We start from the raw sequence: 22,967 nt of genomic DNA on the forward strand, positions 1-22,967 counted from the left end.
CTCTCACCTGCTCAGCAGATGAGAGAATTCAATTATTTAAAGATAGACGTTTTAAAACTATCTGTTTGTTGGAGCAATTTCTTAAAGATTTTTTCTTTCAGTGCAACCGTATTGTCAAATTTGACAGAACCGTTACTTAGAGTAGCCTTATCTTTATCCACTGCTTCAGCAAATGCACGTTTCAAGTCTTCATAGCTATTGTAGGTCTTCCCATCGATATCAATAGCCTGAATTCCACTTTTGGCACTTGTCACAACTTCATTGAAGTAAGCTTTCTTCCAGTCTTCAAGGGTACTGAATCTTCCATCAGAAATCTTCTGAATGACGAAGTCATCTCCTAGAGTGGCAAGTCCAGCTTGTTTGGACTCTTGTTTATACTTGTTCGAAGCATAACCTAGGAAGCCTTTTTCATAGCCATAATAGCCCCAAATCCTGAAAGTATTGTGTTTGAAGGACATTGCTCCAGGAGCCCCTTCACTGGTATTCCCACCATAGATCCCTGTCATCATCGGCACCGTCACATAGGCGGAGCCAAAGTCAGATGGATTATAGACGCCATTTCCAGGACCACGGTTGGTCATAAAATTATTGGTGATGAGGTCATCTACTGTATGTAAAGCAATCGCTTTTTCCTCATCACTCAAAGGACGCACCTTATCGAATTGATTCTTGGTGTTCGCTCCTCGGTATTGTTTATCAACCTTCTTGAACCAAGCATTGTTTAAGTCCTTACTATGTTTGTCCAATACAGCTTCTCCTTCAAGATAATCCAGAAGCATGAGCGTATCGTTATAACCTTTCATGTAGCGATCAATCTCATCACGTGATTGAAGATCGTTTGGATTGGTATTGTACCATTGATTGCCATCGTTAGGACGTTCATAGGCCATGTTGAGCCCTAAGGCTTTGTATTCCCCATTTGGATTGGATACAGATGGTGTTTGGAGCATTCCTTGGGCAAAGGCTTCAATATCTGTTCCTTCGCGGTGTCTCCAACCACCTAAGTAAACCATACGGTCATTGACGTGCGTCGTTTCGTGCGTGAAGGCAGAAACGCCAAAGTCACTGATCATATCGGTCACCATGAAGAAGACAGAGTCATCTTTATATGGATTTCCATAAATTCGCGCCACAGCCCCCATGCGCCAATCTGTCGCATGGTAACGATCGGTTGGACCATACAATTCACGGATTGGAGCCACATCTTTGCCACTGTTGGTATGTCCATAACGGTCTGTACTAATACCCTTGTAGTTTTGATTATCAAGGACAGGGGTCGGCACCATATTATTGCTCTTCAAGAGTTGATTGCGAACCTTATCCGTTGCTAGACGTGACCAGAAATCTAGGTAATTCTGTTGTCCTTTTGCCACCTTATCAATTTCGGCTTTGAAGGCATTGCGTTCTGCTTCCGTGTTCTTGCCATATTTCTCGAAGGAACTATAGGCCATGGTATTGTAGGTTGAAATCAAGAACATATGAGCATCTTTTAAGTTCAAGAGTGGCAAGATCATTTTACCGTGAACATCATTGTTTAAGCCCTCATAGGCTCTGTGTTTAGCAGACGCGAATGCTGGATTGGTCGTCTCAGGTTCCACAATATAGACATTGTCTTTGGTTGCTTTGATGAACCAATCATTTAAGTCTCTATCACTTGTAAAGAGCTCCATATTGTATTTCAGGAAGTCATTTAAGTTACCAGAAAGAGTCGATTTAGCCACAACTTCACGGAAGGCATCGTGGGTACGAGTCCCTTTGATGTAGTCTTCTTTTGAACCAATTTCAATCAAACGGTCTAAGACATCAACATTCTTCCCATAGAAGTCTGGCTTGAACAACATGAGCTGCTTAAGATTGACATCATCAAACTTCACTCCATAATAGCGGTTGAGGTAAGAGAGACCCAAAAGAACAGCGGCCTTGTTGTCATCAACTTTCTTGATAAGGGCCCGTTTGGCAGACTCATCTGTATTTAATTGATGGTCTTGGTTTTCAACCAGTTGTTTGACAAAGTGAGTCAGATTGTCCTTGACTGCTTGGAAACTTTCTTCAAGGTAAAGGTTCTTAATGGCATTGACTTTGTTAGGTCCTGTTCGACCTAAGTGAGTGTAGATTGGATCTGATTGTAATTCGACAGGGCTTAATTTTTCAACGATCGCACCAATGAGATCGCTCCGGTCTTTGTCCACCATATTTGGCGTGTAGACCACTTCACCGAGCTCCGCTACACTGTACTCTTTGACTTGTTTAACTTTAGAGTCTTTCGGTGTCATGCTAAAGATATCTTTTGTCTTATCGGCATAATGGATCAGGATGTGATCAGCATCAGCTAGTTCCGTGACAAAATCATTGCCCTTCATAGCGGTCACAGACAAGACTTCCTTGGTCAAGAGAGGACTCGTTGCAGCCAGTTTATTCCCCTGGTCGACAATCCATTCTTTGTTGTAGAATGGTTGCAATTTAGCAATATTGCGGTAAGCTAGCTCACGAGTCGCATCGTAAGCAGTGATGGCCTTGTATTGATCGTCTTTGCTAACAAGGTGATTGAGCGTATCTTCAATCGGTTTGCTGCTGGTGAATTTATCAGCAGTTATTCCCATTGCTTCGATTTTCTGCTCAGCTTCTGCCAGCGAGATGCTTGGGATTTTACGGGAGTTGTTAAAGGTTTTCTTCCCTTCACTCACGCCTTCCACACTGTAATTGCGCTTGGTTCTTGAATAGGTGAAGTAATCATCAGCGTCGATATCCGAATGTCCAAAGACCATCTCACCAGTTTTGACTTTCATCATGGTGATGTTGTCTTCAATAGTCCCCAAGGCCCAGTTGGTCCCTAGTAATCCACCAGATTGAACCGCTTCTTTGAGTTCAATTGAACCTTTAGCAACTGAATTTCTAAGGACTCCTTCTTTACCTACTGTGTGGTTATTTGCTCCATTTTGAGAGGAATAAACTAAACCTGCAGCTTTGGCTTTGTTCCCAGTGATTTCAGCATCAACGTAAGCTTTTTCAACAACACCTTTCCAGTTCTCGCCAACAACACCCGCTAGATAGCCACCTTTGTTACCCGCAGCGTGCAGTTTCCCGATAAAGGCGACATTACTTACTTTCCCACTGCCATCAATTTTATTGACAATTCCTGCTACGTCATTGTTCCCGACAACACTTCCTGTTACTTTAACGTTCTCAACAGTTGCATTGTTTTTGATGACACCTGCGATTGGTGCTACTCGATCTGTCCCAGGTAGATCAATATTGACATTTTCAAGCAAGAGATTCTTAACCGAGCCACCTTCGATGTTCCCAAATAATGGTCTTGTAATGTTATGGATGGCAAATTTATTTCCATCCATACTTTCCAAAATTCCCTTGAAGGCATTGGTCACATAGGATTTCCCTGCTGGCTGGACATTAGCCGCATTCATATTGCTACCCAGTTTAAAGGTACCAGTCGGATTGGCTTGCATAGCTTTTACAAGTTCGTTGAAATTGTAGTAGATATCACCTTCATGTGCTTTGGGTTTCGCAATATAGTGGACATAGACCTCACTGAACTGGTTGTCCGCAGTCCGTTGAATGAGATCAGGAGCTTTGGCTGTTACTTTGTAGAGGGTCACGCCATCTACCGTTACTTCTTCAATTTTATCAACGGCTAGTTTTGTAACCTTATTATCATAGGTAGTGACCTTTAAGTAGTAAGGCTTCACATCTGATGGTGTTTCAGACAAGAGGCTGCTATCGGTCTCAAGACCTTGGTCATCCACGCTAATCAGACTGGTTTCCTTGATATTTTTGATTTCAACTTTTTTAAGATCAATTCTCAGTGGTTCTTCCTTGAGAACTTCTTCTTCATCCCCATTTCCACGGTCATAGACCATGGTCGTTGCGAGCGTATAATCCTTGTAGTAGTCCAAGTCCGCTAAAGCAGCTGCCAAGTCCGTCTCTGAAAGGGTCAGGGTTTTCACCACTTGATCACCCTTCTTCAATACAGCCTGGATGGACTTGATGGTCACACCGTCTGGTTTATCCAAATGATAAGTAGCTTTAGCACTGCGCTTCAATTCTTCCTTATCGACCTGGGTCAAAGTCAAGGTTGGCTTGTCAAGTTCTTTGGTCCCTCTTTGAATGATCTGATCTTGGGCTTGTTCAACTACTTCCTCAGAAACAGTAGGAGCATCCGCCGTTTTAACCCCCTTGATGGTCTTGTAAACCTTGGTGATTTTCTTCTTCCCATTTTTACCGGCTTGAGAAACCCTTTCTGATCCTTTTAGCAAGGTGGCATCTTGTTCGGTTACCGTCTTAAATGGAATTTCCTCATACGAAACATCCTCTGTTTGGCCTTCAATCGCCTTAGTCCCACGACTAATTTTTTCTGTCACAGGAGCTTTTACCGTTTCAGTTGTCGTGCTCACGGGCTCGCCAATCTTCTCACCATTGACCGTCTTATAAACACGACGAATCTCCTGACTACCAGCCTCGCCTTTCTGAAGAAGGCTTTCTTCATCTGTGTAATGATTGGCATCCGCTACATACTCGGTTTCATATGGAAGGATTACCGTTTCTGTCTCTGTTACCGTCCCTTCCGTTACTTGATAGGTTGGGTTCTCCGGTTGAACAGGAGCTTCTCCCACATGGCCTTCTTCTTGTGTCCCTTTGGCTTCCACCACACCTGTATAGGCTGGGTTCTCCGGTTGAACAGGGGCTTCGCCGACATGGCCTTCTTCCTGTGTCCCCTTGGCTTCTACTACACCTGTATAGGTTGGGTTCTCCGGTTGAACAGGAGCTTCACCGACATGACCTTCTTCCTGTGTCCCCTTGGCTTCCACCACACCTGTATAGGTTGGGTTCTCCGGTTGAATAGGGGCTTCGCCGACATGACCTTCTTCTTGTGTCCCCTTAGCTTCCACCACACCTGTATAGGCTGGGTTCTCTGGTTGAACAGGAGCTTCGCCGATATGGCCTTCTTCTTGTGTCCCCTTAGCCGTTACAACTGGAGAAGGGCTGGGTTGAGGGGTTGGTTGGGCATCTTCTTTTGTCCCGACAGCAAGAATTTGTGAAACTGGTTCTTTAGTGACCTTGCTTTCAACGACTCTGCGAACTTCTTGTCCATCTACCACACTCACTTCCGTCAATAGGGTCCGCTCCCCATTTTGGCCAGCAGTCAGCACCTTGGTTTGCCCTTTAGGTAATGTAGGATCAGCTTGCTTGACGGTTTCAAATGGTACAGGCTCAGTAGAGACTTCCAGGCTTGGTTTTTCAACTTGAGGAAAGGCTGGAGCGACTTCTGGGGTTACACGCGCTTGTGCTTCCACTTGTGGAATCCCTGTACTTGTTTTGATCGTTCCTTCTACAGAAGGTTTCGTTTCCTGCATAGCCTTTGGCTCTTGTAAGCTCGTCTTTTGGACTGACGGGTAGCGCAGATAGCCAACATAGTCATAGCCGTCAATTTGAATCACACCATTTGCAAGATCTTTGCTCGATGCGATCGCAAGATCCTGGTTATAAGCGCGCAAAACTTGATTTTGTAGGGCTGCGACTTCAACTGGAAGTAGAAGACTTTGTCCCATGGCTCCAATCAAAAGGACGCCCATGACCTTCTTCCGGTGCTTTTTAGAGAGTAAGAGGACCGCAAAGGAAGCAGTGGCTAGACTTAGCCCAAAAAGGGCGACTTCCTGATTTCCTGTTTGAGGAAGAACCGACTGAATTGCTTCCTTCTTCTTATAGACGAGATAGAAAGTATCTTCATTTTGATACTCTTCAGGGATTGCATGAATCACCTGTGCTTTTTCTTCAGCGGTCAGCTCTTCTTCTGTCACATATCCTAAGTGCACATGATCAGGTAGGGTCACCTGATCTGCTTGGACAGGACGAGCTCCTAACAAGCTTCCTCCTAATAAAAAGGCTCCAATGGCTACCGGACCAACACCGACAGATAATTTTCGAATCGAATATTTGGTCATTTTTTCAAACGTTTGTTTCGCTTTTTTCATCCTAAAATTCCTATATAGTAATATTTAACCCTCGAGCAGGGACCTGATTATTTTTAGAGAGGATGGGATCCTTTCCAGAAATAAGAACCTTCCCGGGATTTTTTACCTTTACCTATCTTATCTTTTTTCTTCTATTTTAGCAAGCTCTAAAACTCAAAAAAATAAACCGTTTTCTTTATAGGAAGAAAGCAACACAAAAAACGCCTCGAAAGGCGTTTGTATTATAGATCTATTTATAAGGATTGGTACAAATCATTGTATCGTTGACTAGCCGTATCCCATGAGAAGTCACGCGTCATAGCTTGCTCTTGGAGACCATACCAAGCCTGTTTGTCATTGTAGTAGACAGCCAAGGCTTCATCAACCGCCCAGTTAAACCAATAACCAGACAAATTATTGAAGCTAAAGCCTGTTCCACTTCCATCAACAGCATTAAACGGTTGAACGGTATCACGAAGTCCGCCGACTTCATGCACCAAAGGAAGGGTTCCATAACGCATGGCCATCATTTGAGAAAGGCCACACGGTTCAAAGCGACTTGGCATCAAGAAGACATCCGACGCTGCATAGATTTCTTGAGCCAATTGGACATCAAATGTGATATTCGCTGAAAGTTTATCTGGGTAGGCTTGACCAAACCAAGCAAAGGCATTTTCAAATCCAGGATCTCCTGTACCGAGCAAGACAATCTGAATATCCTTTTGCAAAAGTTGATGCAACTCTTCTACCACCACATCAAAACCTTTTTGACGTGTCAAACGAGAGACGATCCCAAACAAAGGAACATCATCGCGAACAGATAGACCAACACGTTCTTGAAGAGCTCGTTTGCTGGCTGCTTTACCTGAAAGATCTGAGAGACTGAAGTGATGAGTCAAGAGTGGATCCGTTTCAGGATTATACAGATCCGCATCAATCCCGTTAACAATTCCGGTCACCTTGCCAGACTCCATTCGAAGGATCTGATCCAAGCCACAACCATATTCAGCAGTCATAATCTCATGCGCATAGCTAGGAGAAACGGTTGTTACACGGTCAGCATATAGAATACCGGCTTTCATCCAGTTCAGGCAATCATTCCATCGAAGTGTTCCATCTGCATAGCGTTCAAATCCAACTCCGAAAAGATCCCACAACATTCCTGGGTCGAACTGACCTTGGAATTCCAAATTATGGATGGTCAACACTGTCTTAATTCCATGATAAGCTTGAATCCAACGGTATTTTTCCTTCAGCAAGAAAGGAATCATCGCTGTATGGTAATCATGGGCATGAAGAACATCTGGAATGAAATCAACCCGTTCCATCGTTTCTAAGGCCGCGAGCTGGAAGAAGGCAAAGCGTTCGCCATCATCGAAGTCACCATACACATGGCCCCTAAAGAAATAATGTTGGTTATCAATAAAGTAAAAGGTGACTCCATCGCGCACAATGCGTTTCACACCAACATATTGACTTCTCCAGCCAACCTTGGTCTCAAAATGCAAGACATCTTCGATTTGATCTCCAAACTTAGCCTCTACCATATCATAGTAAGGGAGGATCACGCGCACATCATGACCACTTTTCGCTAAGGATTTAGGAAGAGCGCCAATAACGTCTCCCAAACCACCTGTTTTAGAAAACGGTGCTCCTTCAGCTGCAACAAATAATAGTTTCATTAGACAATATCCTCTGTAACAATCGTTCCTTTTTTAACCACGACAGGTGTTTCCTCTGTACCACGAATCGTCACGCCAGCAGCCACTTCGACCCCCTTATCCAGGATAGCATGTTCAACGATTGCATTTTCACGAACCACTACACCAGGGAAGAGAAGACTACTGCGGACCTCTGAACCTTCATGAAGGCGTACCCGACGTGAAACAATGGAACGTTCAACGGTTCCTTCTACAATACTACCTGAAGCAAATTGAGACGTTTTAATATGTGATGTCTTGGAATAATACGTTGGTTCTTCATTCTTCACTTTCGTATACACTTTTTGATTTGGTGAAAAGAGCTTCATGAATTTTTGGTTTTCCAACATATCCAAGTTTGCATGGTAGTAAGATTCAACTGAATGAATATTGGCTAAGTAACCTGTATATTCAAAGGCAAAAGCATTGTATTCCACCGCCAAATCACGCAAGATATAGCGCAATTTTTGTGGGTATTCTTTCTTAGCTTCTTCTTCAATTTTTTCAATCAACCAAGGAGTGTCCACAATAAAGACATCTGTTGACATGTTGTAGACTTCATCCGGATTCTTACCATCAAAAAGTTTTTGATCTGTAACATGGTCTGATTCATCAATTTCCAAGACAGCATTGACTTCAGAGATATTTTGAAGATGCAACTTCTTATAAACCACTGTAATCGGACGATCGATGGTATTATGAAGGTGGAAAATCTGATTGAGGTCAATATTCATCAAAACATCACAGTTTAAAGCAACTGTTTGGTTGGAACCAGACCGTTTCAAATAGGTCAATAATTGTTGGTAGTATTCTGGCCCTACCGTTGTATTTTCAACTGGAGTATTATAGATTCCGAGGTAATAGTGGCTCAATAAAGTAGACAAGCCCCATTCACGACCTGAACGAATATGGTCAAAGACCGAACTAATATTTTCTTGTTGGAAAATCCCAAAAACACTACGAATACCAGCATTCGCAAGACTAGACAACGGGAAGTCAATCAAGCGGTATTTCCCATCAAATGGTAGGGATGCTACCGGACGATGGCTGGTCAAAGTGGACATATCATGATACCCAACTGTATTTCCTAAAATGGCTGAATATTTATCAATCTTCATCTGTTGCTACCCCCACTTTTTCATTGTAACCGACAACTTGTACTTCCTCTGTTCCATCAATCACGACACCTTCTGCAATGACTGCGCCTTCTCCGATAATCGCGCGTTTCACAACAGCTCCTTTACCGATAATGGCATTGCTCATCACGACAGCATCTTCGACAACTGCTCCTTCACGAACTTGAGCTTCTGTTGATAAGATGGAGTGTTTGACTGTACCGTCTACCGAACAACCATCGACGACAAGAGAATCTTCGATGTGGCCATGTTCCCCAAAGAAGTTCGGTGGAGAAATGAGGTTGCGTGAATAGATTTTCCAGTGACGATCGCGACTATCCAAGGCATTATTTGGATCGATATATTCCATATTGGCTTCCCAAAGAGACTCAATTGTACCAACGTCTTTCCAATAGCCGTTGAATTCATAAGCATAAACACTTTCGCCTGATTCTAGATAAGTTGGAATGACATTTTTACCGAAGTCTGACATATCGATATCACTCTTTTCAGCAGCAACCAACATATTGCGCAGACGAGCCCAGTCAAAGATGTAAATCCCCATTGAAGCCTTAGTTGATTTTGGTTCAGCTGGTTTTTCTTCAAATTCGACAATCCGATTATTGGCATCTGTATTCATGATTCCAAAACGGCTTGCTTCCTTCAAAGGTACATCTAGGACTGCAACAGTCAAGCTTGCGTTATTATCCTTGTGTGCTTGAAGCATGTCATCGTAATCCATCTTGTAGATATGATCCCCAGATAGAATCAAGACATATTCCGGATTGATGCTGTCGATATAGTCGATGTTTTGGAGAATCGCATGACTAGTTCCTTCGAACCACCGATTTCCTTCACTAGCTGAATAAGGTTGGAGAATAGACACACCCGTATTGATTCCATCCAAGCCCCAGCTGGAACCATTCCCAATATGGCTGTTAAGGGCAAGTGGTTGATACTGTGTAATCACACCAACATTGTGAATTCCTGAGTTGGCACAGTTTGAGAGAGCAAAATCGATAATCCGATAGCGCCCACCAAATTGAACCGCAGGTTTCGCGATGTTTTTGGTTAATTTTCCAAGACGTGTTCCTTGCCCTCCGGCAAGAATTAAAGCGAGCATTTCATTCTTCATTGACTACTTCCTCTTTTTAAAGCTTGGACTCCCTTAGAGTCAACCGATCATCATTTTTTATCTGATGTTTTAGATTTCGTTTTGCGAACCTTCCGTTTCACCTTCCAAATGCTAGCTCCTAAAGCCGGCAAAGTAAAGGTCAAAGTTTGTTCATAATCCTTCCACAGTCCATCTTGAGACTGAACTGTCGGATTGTGCTCTTTCCAGACACCTCCCCATTCTTCTAATTCTGTATTCCAAATTTCTTCATAGACCGCTGATATAGGCACACCAATCGTAAAGTCCTTGCGTTCTACTGGTGCCATATTAAAGACGCACACCAAAAGATCGCCTTTACGATTTTTCCGGATCATAGACAAGACGCCCTGATCCCGGTTATCTGCATCAATAATCTCTAAGCCATCAAAGCTATCATCAATCTCCCACAATTCCTTGTGTTCTTTGTAGAAATGATTGAGCTGAGAAGTGAAACGACGCATCTTCGCATTCATTTCATCCTCTAGATTGCCCCATTCCAGTTGCTCTTCTGACTTCCATTCCAAAAATTGACCAAATTCTGAACCCATAAAGAGTAATTTCTTACCTGGATGGCAAATCTGATAGGTCAAGAGGTTACGGAGTCCAGCAAATTGATTGTAACGATCTCCCCACATCTTATGCATCAAACTCTTCTTACCATGCACCACTTCATCATGTGAAAATGGTAGTAAGAAGTTTTCAGAAAATGCATACATGAAACTAAAGGTTACCAGGTTAAAGTCAAATTTCCGGTAGATGGGATCTTCTTCGTAGAATCGAAGGATATCATTCATCCACCCCATATTCCATTTATAGTCAAAGCCTAGACCACCTTCTTCTTCAGGACCCGTGATCTTTTGACCAGCAGAACTTTCTTCTGCAATCATCATGACATCTGGGTGTTCGTTCTTGATAATCGCATTCAAACGTCTAAGGAAATGAACGCCTTCGTAGTTGAGGTTTCCACCATCAATATTTGGTGTCCATGGACCACTATCGTAGTCAAGATAGAGCATATTGCTCACAGCATCGACCCGAATCCCATCTAAATGATAGGTATCAATCCAAAACTTCAAACTAGAAATCAAGAATGACTGGACTTGATTCTTCCCTAAATCGAAGTTCAAGGCTCCCCATCCGTAGTTATGCGCACGATGTTCATCCTGGTATTCAAAGGTTGGTGTTCCATCATAATAAGCCAAGGCATCATCATTGATAATGAAATGTCCGGGTACCCAATCTACGATCACTCCGATATTGTTGAGGTGGCATTCTTCCACGAAGTCTTGAAACTCTTCTGGGCTACCATAAGTCTGCTCGAGTGCAAAATATCCCATGAGCTGATAGCCCCAACTCAAGCCCAATGGATGAGCCATCACTGGCATAAATTCCACGTGGGTGTAGTTCATCTCCACCAAATATGGAATCAATTCTTCCTTTAGTTGTTTGAAGGTATAGGAACTGTGATCCTCATTACGTTTCCACGATCCTGCGTGAACCTCATAAATATTAACAGGTCGTTCCTTAAAACCAAGTTTTTTGCGGCGTGCTCTCCAGAGACCATCTTTCCAGTTTTTCTCTGGAATGGTCTTAATAATAGATCCTGTATTGGGTCTCTTTTCCATCCATAACGCTAGAGGATCGATTTTTTGCACCTGATGACCATTTTGTCGAGTCACCAAATACTTGTATATATCTCCCTCTTTTGCATCGGAACAGAAGACTTCCCAGACGCCTCCTTCATTACGAACCATTGGAATTTTACGAGCTTCCCAATCAGTGAAATCACCAATCAGATCCACCGCCTGAGCATTGGGAGCCCAAACACGGAAGGTAAAGCCTTCTTGTTCCCCCCTTGTTTCCTTGTGAGCTCCTAAGTACTCTTGAAGATGGAAATTATCCCCTCTTCCAAATGTCCATAAGTCTGTGCTTCTATCCATATACTCACCTCTTTGCTTTTGAAAGCGTTTTCTATTTGTTTTTATTTTACTATAAAATCACTTAATTTTCAAGTTGATTCCTGTAAAATCATGTAAAATTATCAGGAAAAGTTTTTCCATTTTCTTTCCCGAACCTTTTCTATCCTTCCTTGGTCATCCTCCTTATCTTACTTACGATTATACTATATATACGAGGAAAATCAAACAAAAACCGAACATTTAAATCACTATTTTTATTACTAACTAGTTTATTACGAATAAAATGAACATTTTTATGAACAATGTAAAAAAAGACTAAGACAGATTTGTCTTAGTCTTGTTGAATTCTTAGTCTACGTTCACGTATTCTTTTGAAAGTTCAAGAACTTCTTCCATTGTTGAACATTCAGTAAGAGCACGGTTAGCGTATTCTTGCATTTTAGCTGTGTCGAGTTTCTTCATCAAGCTACGTGTACGAAGGACAGATGTCGCTGACATAGAGAACTCATCCAAGCCCATTCCGACAAGAAGTGGAACGGCAGTTTGGTCACCGGCCATTTCACCACACATACCTGCCCATTTGCCTTCAGCGTGCGCCGCTTTGATCACGTTGTTGATCAAACGAAGGATAGATGGGTTATATGGTTGGTAAAGGTATGAAACTTGTTCGTTCATACGGTCAGCAGCCATTGTGTATTGGATCAAGTCGTTTGTACCAATTGAGAAGAAATCAACTTCTTTAGCAAATTGATCCGCAAGCATTGCTGCAGCTGGGATTTCAATCATGATCCCAACTTGGATATCGTCTGCAACAGCAACACCTTCCGCAAGCAATTTAGCTTTTTCTTCTTCAAGAATACCTTTAGCTGTACGGAACTCAGTCAACAAAGCAACCATTGGGAACATGATCCGCAATTTACCGTGAACAGATGCACGAAGCAAGGCACGCAATTGTGTACGGAACATTTGGTTACCTGTCTCAGAGATAGAGATACGCAAAGCACGGAAACCTAAGAATGGGTTCATTTCTTTAGGAAGATCAAAGTAAGGGAGTTCTTTATCCCCACCGATATCCATTGTACGAACAACCACAGGTTTACCATTCATACCTTCAAGAACTGCTTTGTAGGCTTCGTATTGGTCATCTTCAGTTGGGAAGTCTTGAGAATCCATGTACAAGAATTCAGTACGATAGAGACCAACAGCTTCTGCACCATTATCGTTTACACCTTCAACGTCTTTAGGTGTACCGATGTTGGCAGCCAATTCGAAGTGTTTTCCATCAGCAGTCACTGTTTTCGCATCTTTAAGGAGAGCCCATTCAGCTTTTTGTTTGGCATAAGCTTCACCAGCTGCTTTGAACTCTGCGATTTGTTCTTCAGTAGGGTTGATCACCACTTCACCAGTGATCCCTGAAACAGCCAAAACATCGCCATCTTTGACAAGTTCTGTGATGTTATTTGTACCAAGAACAGCTGCGATTTCAAGTGTACGAGCCATGATAGCTGAGTGACTTGTACGTCCACCGATATTCGTGACAAAAGCTTTTACATACTTTTTGTTCAACTGTGCTGTATCAGATGGAGTCAAGTCATGCGCAACCACGATTGCTTCTTCATTGATAGAAGCAGGGTTTGGCAATTTCTTACCAAGCAAGTTGGCAAGGACACGTTTGGTAACGTCACGAATATCTGCTGCACGTTCTTGCATGTAAGGATTGTCTTCCATTCCTTCAAAGATCGCAATGAACATGTCAGTGACTTCTTTCAAGCCAGCTTCTGCATTGATTTTTTTCGTACGAATCGTTTCTTTGATCTGACCAATCATTTCAGGGTCAGCAAGAACCATCATATGCGCATCAAAAACTTGCGCTGCTTCTTCACCAAGGCTTGCTACTGCATTCTCCCGAATAAGAGAAAGCTCGTTTTGTGAAGCTTCAAGAGCTGCATCCAAACGAGCTTCTTCTGCACTTGTATCTTCGACTGAAACAGTCTCAAATGATAAGTCTGGTTGAATGAGCAAATATGCCTTAGCAACAGCAACACCGTCAGATGCTGCAATTCCTTTTAGCATTTTTGTCATATTTTTAAGCCAATCCTTCTTTAGTCATTGTTTCTGAGATAGCTGCGATCGCATCATCAGCGTCAGCACCTTCTGCAGAGATTACAACGTCTGCTCCTTGACCAACACCAAGGCTCATAACACCCATGATTGATTTCAAGTTAACTGATTTACCTTTGTATTCAAGAGTAATATCTGAAGCAAATTTGCTAGCAGTTTGAACCAACAAAGTTGCTGGACGTGCGTGGATACCTGTTTCTGCCACGATGTGGAAATCTTTAGAAGCCATAGTTTGACTCTCCTTTTTAAAAATAGTTTTTGAGTTACCTTTTGATAACCCTTACAATTTGGTATTATATCATCTTTTGAAATTTTTTTCAAGATTTTTATCACTGACTTACAGAAAAAGACTGCGAAAAATCCCAATTTAGATACATTTTAAGAAGCACCTGAAGAATAGAGAAAATATCTTTTCAATTTTCTACTATATTATAAGTAACATTTTCCTCCGCTTTCAATGAAAAAAAGCTCTTGAACCACAGGATATTGATTCACCAAAAAATTATAACTAATTAAAGATGCTTTAAAGCCTATTCCTATCCCATTTCTTCGATTTTCACACTTTTCGCTCACCACAATATATTGTGCTTTGAAAACTCAATTTCATCTCTTTGCACAATATTTAGTTTTATTTTGTTGACAAGTTGCTGGATTTTGTTTATACTGTTTACAGATTTATATTTCGATAGGAGAACGAAAAAGAAATGGTAACCATTTATTCAAAAAATAATTGTGTTCAATGCAAAATGACCAAGCGATTCCTCGATAGCAATCATGTGGAATACCGCGAAATTAACTTAGATGAACAGCCAGAATTTGTAGAGCATGTTAAGAACCTTGGCTTCAATGCTGCTCCAGTTATTCAAACACCGGATGAAGTATTTTCTGGTTTTCAACCAGCTAAGTTGAAGAAACTTTCTTAATAAACACAGTATTTTGCTTAAATAGGGTCTAGCGTTAGCAACCTAACACTAGACTTTTTACTTGGAAAGAGAGGACTTCTCCTCTTCATTTTTTTGAACTAGAAAAGGATTATTATGGGATTAAAATCTCTTGAAGATGTGACGTATTTTCGTCTTAACAATGAAATCAACCGTCCAGTAAACGGCCAAATCATGCTTCATAAAGATAAAGAAGCTTTGGATGCGTTCTTTAAAGAAAATGTTGTACCAAATACTAAAACCTTTGACTCGATTACAGACAAGATTCAGTACCTTCTCGAGCACAATTACATTGAGAGAGCTTTTATCGAGAAATACCGTCCTGAATTTTTAGAGGAATTGGCCCAATTTATCAAAGATCAAAACTTCCAATTCAAGTCCTTCATGGCGGCCTACAAATTCTATAACCAATACGCTTTGAAAACAAATGATGGAGAATACTATCTTGAAAGCATGGAAGACCGTGTCTTTTTCAATGCTCTCTATTTTGCTGATGGAAATGAAGCTATCGCGCGAGACATCGCAAACGAAATTATCCACCAACGCTACCAACCAGCTACTCCTTCTTTCTTAAACGCTGGACGTGCCCGCCGTGGGGAATTGGTATCATGTTTCTTGATCCAAGTAACCGATGATATGAATGCGATCGGACGTTCCATCAACTCTGCCCTTCAACTGTCTCGTATCGGTGGTGGGGTTGGGATTTCTCTCAGCAACCTTCGTGAAGCTGGCGCACCGATCAAGGGCTATGAAGGAGCCGCTTCTGGAGTGGTTCCAGTTATGAAACTCTTCGAAGATAGCTTCTCTTACTCTAACCAATTGGGACAACGCCAAGGGGCTGGGGTGGTTTACCTCAACGTCTTCCACCCAGACATCATCGCCTTCCTTTCAACTAAGAAAGAAAATGCTGATGAAAAAGTTCGGGTGAAGACTCTCTCACTTGGGGTCGTCGTGCCAGACAAGTTCTACGAGTTGGCGCGTAAGAATGAAGAAATGTACCTCTTCAGCCCATACTCTGTGGAACGTGAATACGGAGTACCATTTAACTACATCGACATCACTGAAAAATACGATGAGTTGGTTGCTAATCCAAATATCCGCAAGACTAAAATTAAGGCACGTGATTTGGAAACTGAAATTTCTAAATTGCAACAAGAATCTGGCTATCCATATGTAGTCAACATTGATACTGCTAACCGGGCAAACCCTGTTGATGGAAAAATCATCATGAGTAACTTGTGTTCAGAGATCCTTCAAGTTCAAGAACCAAGCTTGATCAACGATGCCCAAGAATTTGTTCAAATGGGAACAGACGTCTCCTGTAACCTTGGTTCAACCAACGTAGTTAACATGATGACTTCACCTGATTTTGGTCGTTCGATTCGTGCCATGGTTCGTGCTTTGACCTTCGTTACAGATAGCTCTCATATCGTAGCCGTTCCAACTATTGACCACGGAAATAAACTGGCGCATACCTTTGGTCTTGGAGCCATGGGACTTCATAGCTACCTTGCCCAACAATTGATCGAATACGGATCACCGGAGTCTATTGAGTTTACGAGCATCTACTTCATGCTCATGAACTACTGGACTCTCGTAGAATCAAACAACATTGCGCGCGAACGTGGTGTTACCTTCCACAACTTCGAAAAATCTGATTATGCCAATGGTACTTACTTTGATAAGTACACGACTGGAGAATTTGTACCAAAATCTGATCGCGTCAAAGAACTCTTTAAAGATATCTTTATCCCAAGTGCTGAGGATTGGGCAGAACTGCGTGCTAAAGTTCAAGCAGATGGTCTTTACCACCAAAACCGCCTAGCTGTCGCACCAAATGGATCTATCAGCTACATCAATGACGTATCTGCTTCTATCCACCCAATTACACAACGGATTGAAGAACGCCAAGAGAAGAAAATCGGTAAGATCTACTACCCTGCAGCAGGATTGTCAACGGAAACGATTCCTTACTACACTTCTGCCTACGACATGGATATGCGCAAAGTCATCGATGTCTATGCGGCTGCAACTGAGCACGTAGACCAAGGACTCTCACTCACTCTCTTCATGCGCAGTGACATTCCAAAAGGGCTTTACGAATGGAAAACTGAAAACAAACAAACGACACGTGACTTGTCTATCCTTCGGAACTACGCCTTTAACAAAGGTATCAAGTCTATCTACTACGTCCGTACCTTTACTGATGATGGTGGAGAAGTTGGCGCAAACCAATGTGAAAGCTGTGTCATCTAAGACACTCTGATCCATTGCTACCAAAAAGTCGGTTCGCCGACTTTTTGTGCGGTATTCTAACAATTGTGTTAGAATAATAATGATTGTATGATCGAATGAATTAGAAAAAGAAAGAGATTTCAAATGGAAACTTACTACAAAGCCATTAACTGGAATGCCATCGAGGATGTCATCGATAAATCGACTTGGGAAAAGCTAACCGAACAATTCTGGTTGGATACACGTATTCCTTTGTCAAACGACTTGGACGACTGGAGAAAGTTATCTCTCAAAGAAAAAGACTTGGTCGGTAAAGTCTTTGGTGGATTGACACTCTTGGATACCATGCAGTCTGAAACGGGTGTACAAGCCCTTCGTGCGGATATTCGTACTCCTCATGAAGAAGCCGTCTTTAACAACATCCAATTCATGGAATCTGTCCATGCTAAGTCTTACTCTTCCATCTTTTCGACCTTGAATACCAAGTCAGAAATCGAAGAGATTTTCGAGTGGACCAATACCAATCCTTTCCTTCAAAAGAAGGCAGAGATCATCAATGAAATCTACCTCAATGGGACTCCTCTTGAAAAGAAAGTAGCCAGCGTCTTCCTTGAAACCTTCCTCTTCTATTCTGGTTTCTTTACACCACTCTACTATCTTGGAAACAACAAATTGGCCAACGTCGCTGAAATCATTAAGTTGATCATTCGGGACGAATCTGTTCACGGAACCTATATCGGCTACAAGTTCCAACTTGGTTTTAACGAATTACCAGAAGAAGAACAAGAAAAACTCAAAGAGTGGATGTATGATCTTCTCTACACCCTCTATGAAAACGAAGAAGGCTACACAGAGAGCCTCTATGACGGTGTGGGCTGGACTGAGGAAGTCAAGACCTTCCTTCGCTACAACGCCAATAAAGCCCTCATGAACTTGGGACAAGATCCGCTTTTCCCAGACTCAGCAGATGACGTTAACCCAATCGTCATGAACGGAATCTCAACCGGTACCTCTAACCACGACTTCTTCTCTCAAGTCGGAAATGGTTACCTTCTCGGTGAAGTAGAAGCCATGCAGGATGACGATTACAACTACGGCCTATAAGACAAAAACCTTTCCAGATGGAAAGGTTTTTAAATATAGACAACCTATTGTTTTACATAAAACAGATAGATGATTTTCAAAAAGTGACTTTTATTTTTTGAAGATTAAAAACTTTCCGCCGTGAGAAAAGTGCTAGAAACAATCATGTTTCTAGCACTCGGGAGTTTTGGAACCTTAGGTCCAAAACTAAGTCATGGAACTTCTTTGAAGTTCGCTGACGTCCGTACTCACCTAAGGAAAGTTTTTTAGAAGACTTTATCTTCAATCTGAAACCTTTCCAGACGGAAAGGTTTTTTTGCTGCAATCTTTTTCTAATTGGATCTGCTTCTTTTTTAAAAAAGAGGTTGGACAAACATCCAACCTTTCCATTATTACAATTTACCTGATACGGCATCCAACAATTCTTGGATTTTCGCTTGGTTGCTTCCTCCTGCCATGGCCATGTCTGGTTTACCACCACCACGTCCATCGACGATTGGAGCCAATTCTTTAATCACATTACCTGCATGTACCTCTTTTATCTTGCTGGCTACAAGGACATTCACCCTGCCACCGATTGCTGCGACAAGAACAAGGACATCAGAGTAGTATTTTTGTTTCCAGTTATCCGCAAAGGTACGAAGAGCAGTTGCATCTGAAACTGAAACTTGGCTAGCAATGTAACGGTGACCGTTTGCTTCTTGAACATTCTTGAAGACATCACCTGCTACAGCTGCTGCTGCTTTTTCCTTCAATTCTGCATTTTCTTTTTGCAATTGACGGAGTTGTTCTTGAAGTCCTTCAACCTTATGAGGTACTTCTTTGAGTTGAGGAGCTTTCAAGGTTGCTGCTACTGCTTTCAGAGCGTCTTCTTGTTCACGATAAGCTTCAAAGGCTTCCTTACCGGTCACTGCCAAGATACGACGAGTTCCTGATCCGATCCCTTCTTCTTTGACAATCTTGAAGAGACCAATTTCAGAAGTATTGCCTACGTGGGTACCACCACAGAGTTCAACGGAGTAGTCACCGATCGTGACAACGCGGACTTCCTTTCCGTATTTCTCACCAAAGAGGGCCATGGCTCCCATTTTTTTAGCAGTATCGATATCTGTTTCAATTGTTTCTACTGCGATTGCTTCCCAGATCTTTTCATTGACTTGTTGCTCAATAGCGCGTAATTCTTCAGGAGTTACGGCTTGGAAGTGGGTAAAGTCAAAACGAAGGAATTCTACTTCATTGAGAGATCCAGCTTGGGTTGCGTGGTTACCAAGAATATTGTGAAGAGCCGCATGGAGCAAGTGAGTTGCTGTGTGGTTCTTCATAACACGGTGACGACGATTGGTGTCAATGGCCAAGGTGTATTCTTGGTTCAAGGCAAGAGGAGCAAGAACTTCAACCGTATGGAGTGCTTGTCCATTTGGTGCTTTTTGAACGTCTGTCACAGTCGCTACGACATTTCCTTGAGCATCCAAGATTTGACCATGGTCCGCAACTTGTCCACCCATTTCAGCGTAGAATGGAGTTTCTGCAAAAATCAGTGATGCAGTTCCTTCTGAAACAGCTTCTACTTCAGCATTGTCTGCTACGATAGCCACCAACTTAGAAGGCAATTGACTAGCATTGTAGTTAAAGACACTTTCAACTGTGATGTTTTGAAGGGTTTCATTTTGCATACCCATAGATCCGCCTTTGACAGCTGATGCACGCGCACGCTCTTGTTGTTCCTTCATGGCTGCTTCAAAGCCTTCACGATCGACCGTCATGCCAGCTTCTTCAGCGATTTCTTCCGTCAATTCTACTGGGAATCCGTATGTATCATAGAGTTTAAAGACATCTTGACCAGCAATCACTGTTTGGCCTTTGGCTTTCAAGTCTTCTACGATGGTTTCTGCAAAGTGTTGACCTGAGTTCAAGGTACGAGCAAATGATTCTTCTTCACTCTTGATAATTTTTTCGATAAAGTCTTGTTTTTCAAGTACTTCTGGGTAGTAGCTTTCCATGATCTTCCCAACGGTTGGAACCAATTTATACAAGAAGGTTCCTTCAATCCCCAATTTTTGACCATGCATAGAGGCACGACGGAGGAGACGACGAAGAACGTAACCGCGTCCTTCATTACCAGGAAGAGCCCCATCTCCAATCGCAAATGAAAGCGAACGAATGTGGTCAGCAATCACCTTGAAGCTCATGTTGTCGCCATCTGGATCATAGGTTTTACCAGACATCTTTTCAACTTCACGAATGATTGGCATGAAGAGGTCTGTTTCAAAGTTTGTCTTCGCCCCTTGGATAACCGCCACCAAACGCTCCAAACCTGCACCCGTATCAATGTTTTTGTGTGGCAATTCCTTGTATTCGCTACGAGGAACAGCTGGGTCCGCGTTAAATTGTGACAAGACAATGTTCCAGATTTCGATGTAACGGTCATTTTCTATATCTTCTGCAAGAAGACGAAGACCGATATTTTCAGGGTCAAAGGCTTCTCCACGGTCAAAGAAGATTTCTGTATCTGGTCCAGAAGGCCCTGCACCGATTTCCCAGAAGTTGTCTTCGATTGGGATCAAGTGACTTGGATCTACCCCAACAGCGATCCAACGGTTGTATGAATCCTTGTCGTCAGGATAATAGGTCATGTAAAGTTTGTCTTTGGGGAAGTCAAACCATTCCGGACTTGTCAAAAGTTCATAAGCCCAGGTAATGGCTTCATCTCGGAAGTAATCTCCGATAGAGAAGTTCCCCAACATTTCAAACATGGTATGGTGGCGAGCAGTTTTCCCTACGTTTTCGATATCGTTGGTACGGATGGCTTTTTGAGCATTGGTAATCCGTGGATTTTCAGGTTTGATGGTTCCATCGAAGTATTTCTTAAGAGTGGCAACCCCTGAGTTAATCCATAAAAGTGTAGGGTCGTTTACAGGAACCAAGCTAACAGATGGTTCTACAGAGTGACCTTTGCTTGCCCAGAAATCAAGCCACATTTGACGGACTTGTGCACTAGATAATTGTTTCATATTTGTCTCCTAATTTTTTAAGATTAATTTGCGCCAGCTTCTAACATTTCGACATAATCGATGGCGACACAAAGTGAGATGACTAAATCAGCGTATTCATCCTCATACACCGATACTTGGTAGGTAGAGGTTAGATGAAAGAGTTCCTTGCTAATCTCAGCGACGATTTGATCCCGATCATCAAACAATTTGAATTCTAGGTCCCAGATATTTCCTTGTACCCTCAGTCCCAAATCTTCGATATCGTATTTGTCTCTAAAGAGCGTCAGTTTTTTATGGATAAAAAAGCGGTCCCCATCCTTCAACTCAACCACAAATTTGGGAAGAAAGCTGATTGTTTTTTTAGTAATGTGGCTCACTTCTTGTCCATTCTTATCATAGATGGTAAAAGTCTTGGGAATCTTAAGAAAAGATCCCTCAACCTGGTACTCAACATTTCCCAACTCATCTTTGATATCGAACCGCTCGCCACCCAATCGAAATTTTTGTTTCACTTGATAGGTTCGCATCTTTTGATCTCCTTTAAAAAGCTCCAGACAACTGCCCACAAACAAAAGACAAGCCACTAAACGAAGGGCGAGAAACCGCGGTACCACCTTCATTCAATGAACTTGCCATTCTTCATTTTATATGCAATTGTCTCAGCCGAGTAGCAAAATCATTTCTCTTCCATGGCTCGCACCCCCGCCACTTCTCTGATTCCGAGTAACAATGATTTATTCTCAACTATTTCATTATACAAGTTCCAAATGGAACCGTCAACTATTTTTTAGATGATGAGCTGCTATCACTTGTTTGAACACCGATATTTTGCAAATATTGGTTAAATGTTGATTTGAAAGCATCATCTTTGACCTTGATATTGGCATTGGTCATCGCTTTTGCAATAACGCTACGGATGAAATTGGTATCTTGCTTACGACCGTCAACAATGATCTCTTTCAAACGTTTTTCGTATTTCTTCCAGTCAGAACCTTTTTCTGTCTTCTTATTCAATTTGACAATATAGTAGCTAGCAGAATAGTTTTGACCTGCTGAAACTGTGATCACATCTGAAATGCCGTTTTCATCCAATTTAAAGGCAGCTTCTTTGACTTGAGATGGGATACCTGATGTTCCTGAATCGAACTTGACTTCGCCACCTTTATCTTTTGTAGCAGTATCTGTCGAATTGTCTTTGGCGATTTGGGCAAAGTCTGCACCTTCCGCTTTAGCAGCTTCCAACACTTCTTTTGCTTTATCTTCTGAATCTAACTTGATAATTTGTGCTGTTACTTCTGGTGTGTAAGATTCAAAAGCTGCCTTGTAGTCAGACTCTTTGATATCTTTCTTAGCCGCTTGGTTGACTGCATACTCCAACAACATATTGCTACGGATTTGTTTCTTCGCTGTTTCTTCCGTCAAGCCTTGTTGCGCCAAGTAAGCATCGAATTGGTTGCCTAATTGTTTCTTTTGTTTAGCCAATTCTTTATCGACTTCTTTATCAGAAACTTTTGATCCATATTCTTTTTCAAAGACTTTATTGATGGTCATTTGGAAAAGAACTTGTTGAGCACCTTGGTTGGTTTTGATTTCATCATAGAAATCAGAAACTGTAATCGTGTCCCCTTTCATGGTCACGATATCTTTGTTTGTGCCATTGGCACACGCTGCTAGTGTTACGACTGATAGCAAGGTCACAGCACCTGCTACAAGTTTTTTCTTCATGAAAATTATTCTCCGT

Annotated in this window: 13 protein-coding genes; 3 read left to right on the plus strand and 10 right to left on the minus strand. The window is 42.1% G+C overall.

Features of this window, described 5'->3' with window-relative positions; all coding sequences use genetic code 11:
- Positions 1 to 32: 32 nt before the first annotated feature.
- From PCY11_RS02440 to PCY11_RS02470, 7 genes are all read right to left on the minus strand, one after another.
- A complete protein-coding gene (locus tag PCY11_RS02440; protein WP_070845435.1) occupies positions 33 to 5,987 on the minus strand; it encodes a ZmpA/ZmpB/ZmpC family metallo-endopeptidase in 5,955 nt (1,984 codons plus the stop codon).
- A 233-nt stretch (positions 5,988 to 6,220) separates the two neighbouring features.
- Complete coding sequence (gene glgA / locus PCY11_RS02445) at positions 6,221 to 7,648, minus strand: glycogen synthase GlgA (RefSeq protein ID WP_070845434.1); 1,428 nt, start codon at positions 7,646 to 7,648, stop codon at positions 6,221 to 6,223.
- The gene (gene glgD / locus PCY11_RS02450) at positions 7,648 to 8,784 is read right to left on the minus strand and encodes a glucose-1-phosphate adenylyltransferase subunit GlgD (protein ID WP_070465609.1); all 1,137 of its coding nucleotides are present in this window, start codon (positions 8,782 to 8,784) and stop codon (positions 7,648 to 7,650) included. The genes glgA and glgD overlap by 1 nt, the downstream gene beginning before the upstream one ends.
- Entirely contained in the window at positions 8,774 to 9,916 is a 1,143-nt protein-coding gene (locus PCY11_RS02455; RefSeq protein ID WP_021152896.1) for a glucose-1-phosphate adenylyltransferase, read from the minus strand. The genes glgD and PCY11_RS02455 overlap by 11 nt, the downstream gene beginning before the upstream one ends.
- A gap of 50 nt (positions 9,917 to 9,966) precedes the next feature.
- Entirely contained in the window at positions 9,967 to 11,874 is a 1,908-nt protein-coding gene (gene glgB, locus PCY11_RS02460; protein WP_070845433.1) for a 1,4-alpha-glucan branching protein GlgB, read from the minus strand.
- 327 nt (positions 11,875 to 12,201) lie between these two features.
- On the minus strand, positions 12,202 to 13,935 hold the full coding sequence (gene ptsP, locus PCY11_RS02465) for a phosphoenolpyruvate--protein phosphotransferase (protein ID WP_003006414.1): 1,734 nt from the start codon (positions 13,933 to 13,935) through the stop codon (positions 12,202 to 12,204).
- Positions 13,936 to 13,939: 4 nt separating this feature from the next.
- Positions 13,940 to 14,203 (minus strand): phosphocarrier protein HPr, encoded by a 264-nt coding sequence (locus PCY11_RS02470; protein WP_003006411.1) that lies wholly within the window; start codon positions 14,201 to 14,203, stop codon positions 13,940 to 13,942.
- Positions 14,204 to 14,678: 475 nt separating this feature from the next.
- Here PCY11_RS02470 and nrdH point away from each other — a divergent pair, with 475 nt between their 5' ends.
- From nrdH to nrdF, 3 genes are all read left to right on the plus strand, one after another.
- Positions 14,679 to 14,897 (plus strand): glutaredoxin-like protein NrdH, encoded by a 219-nt coding sequence (nrdH, locus tag PCY11_RS02475; RefSeq protein WP_003006408.1) that lies wholly within the window; start codon positions 14,679 to 14,681, stop codon positions 14,895 to 14,897.
- Between the two features lie 114 nt (positions 14,898 to 15,011).
- Complete coding sequence (gene nrdE / locus PCY11_RS02480) at positions 15,012 to 17,171, plus strand: class 1b ribonucleoside-diphosphate reductase subunit alpha (RefSeq protein ID WP_031573442.1); 2,160 nt, start codon at positions 15,012 to 15,014, stop codon at positions 17,169 to 17,171.
- 123 nt (positions 17,172 to 17,294) lie between these two features.
- Complete coding sequence (gene nrdF / locus PCY11_RS02485; RefSeq protein WP_023026617.1) at positions 17,295 to 18,254, plus strand: class 1b ribonucleoside-diphosphate reductase subunit beta; 960 nt, start codon at positions 17,295 to 17,297, stop codon at positions 18,252 to 18,254.
- Positions 18,255 to 18,625: 371 nt separating this feature from the next.
- Here the strand turns inward: nrdF and alaS are convergent, their stop codons facing one another.
- The 3 genes from alaS to prsA form a co-directional block, all read right to left on the minus strand.
- Positions 18,626 to 21,244 carry an alanine--tRNA ligase gene (gene alaS / locus PCY11_RS02490; protein ID WP_070845430.1) on the minus strand — a complete coding sequence of 873 codons (2,619 nt, stop codon included), beginning with the start codon at positions 21,242 to 21,244 and terminating at the stop codon, positions 18,626 to 18,628.
- Positions 21,245 to 21,267: 23 nt separating this feature from the next.
- Complete coding sequence (locus PCY11_RS02495; protein WP_003012021.1) at positions 21,268 to 21,753, minus strand: LURP-one-related/scramblase family protein; 486 nt, start codon at positions 21,751 to 21,753, stop codon at positions 21,268 to 21,270.
- A 253-nt stretch (positions 21,754 to 22,006) separates the two neighbouring features.
- Complete coding sequence (gene prsA, locus PCY11_RS02500) at positions 22,007 to 22,951, minus strand: peptidylprolyl isomerase PrsA (protein ID WP_301362422.1); 945 nt, start codon at positions 22,949 to 22,951, stop codon at positions 22,007 to 22,009.
- Positions 22,952 to 22,967: the final 16 nt, after the last annotated feature.

The sequence above is a fragment of the Streptococcus sp. SP8 genome (assembly GCF_030440045.1).
Classification (GTDB): Bacteria; Bacillota; Bacilli; order Lactobacillales; family Streptococcaceae; genus Streptococcus; species Streptococcus parasanguinis_I.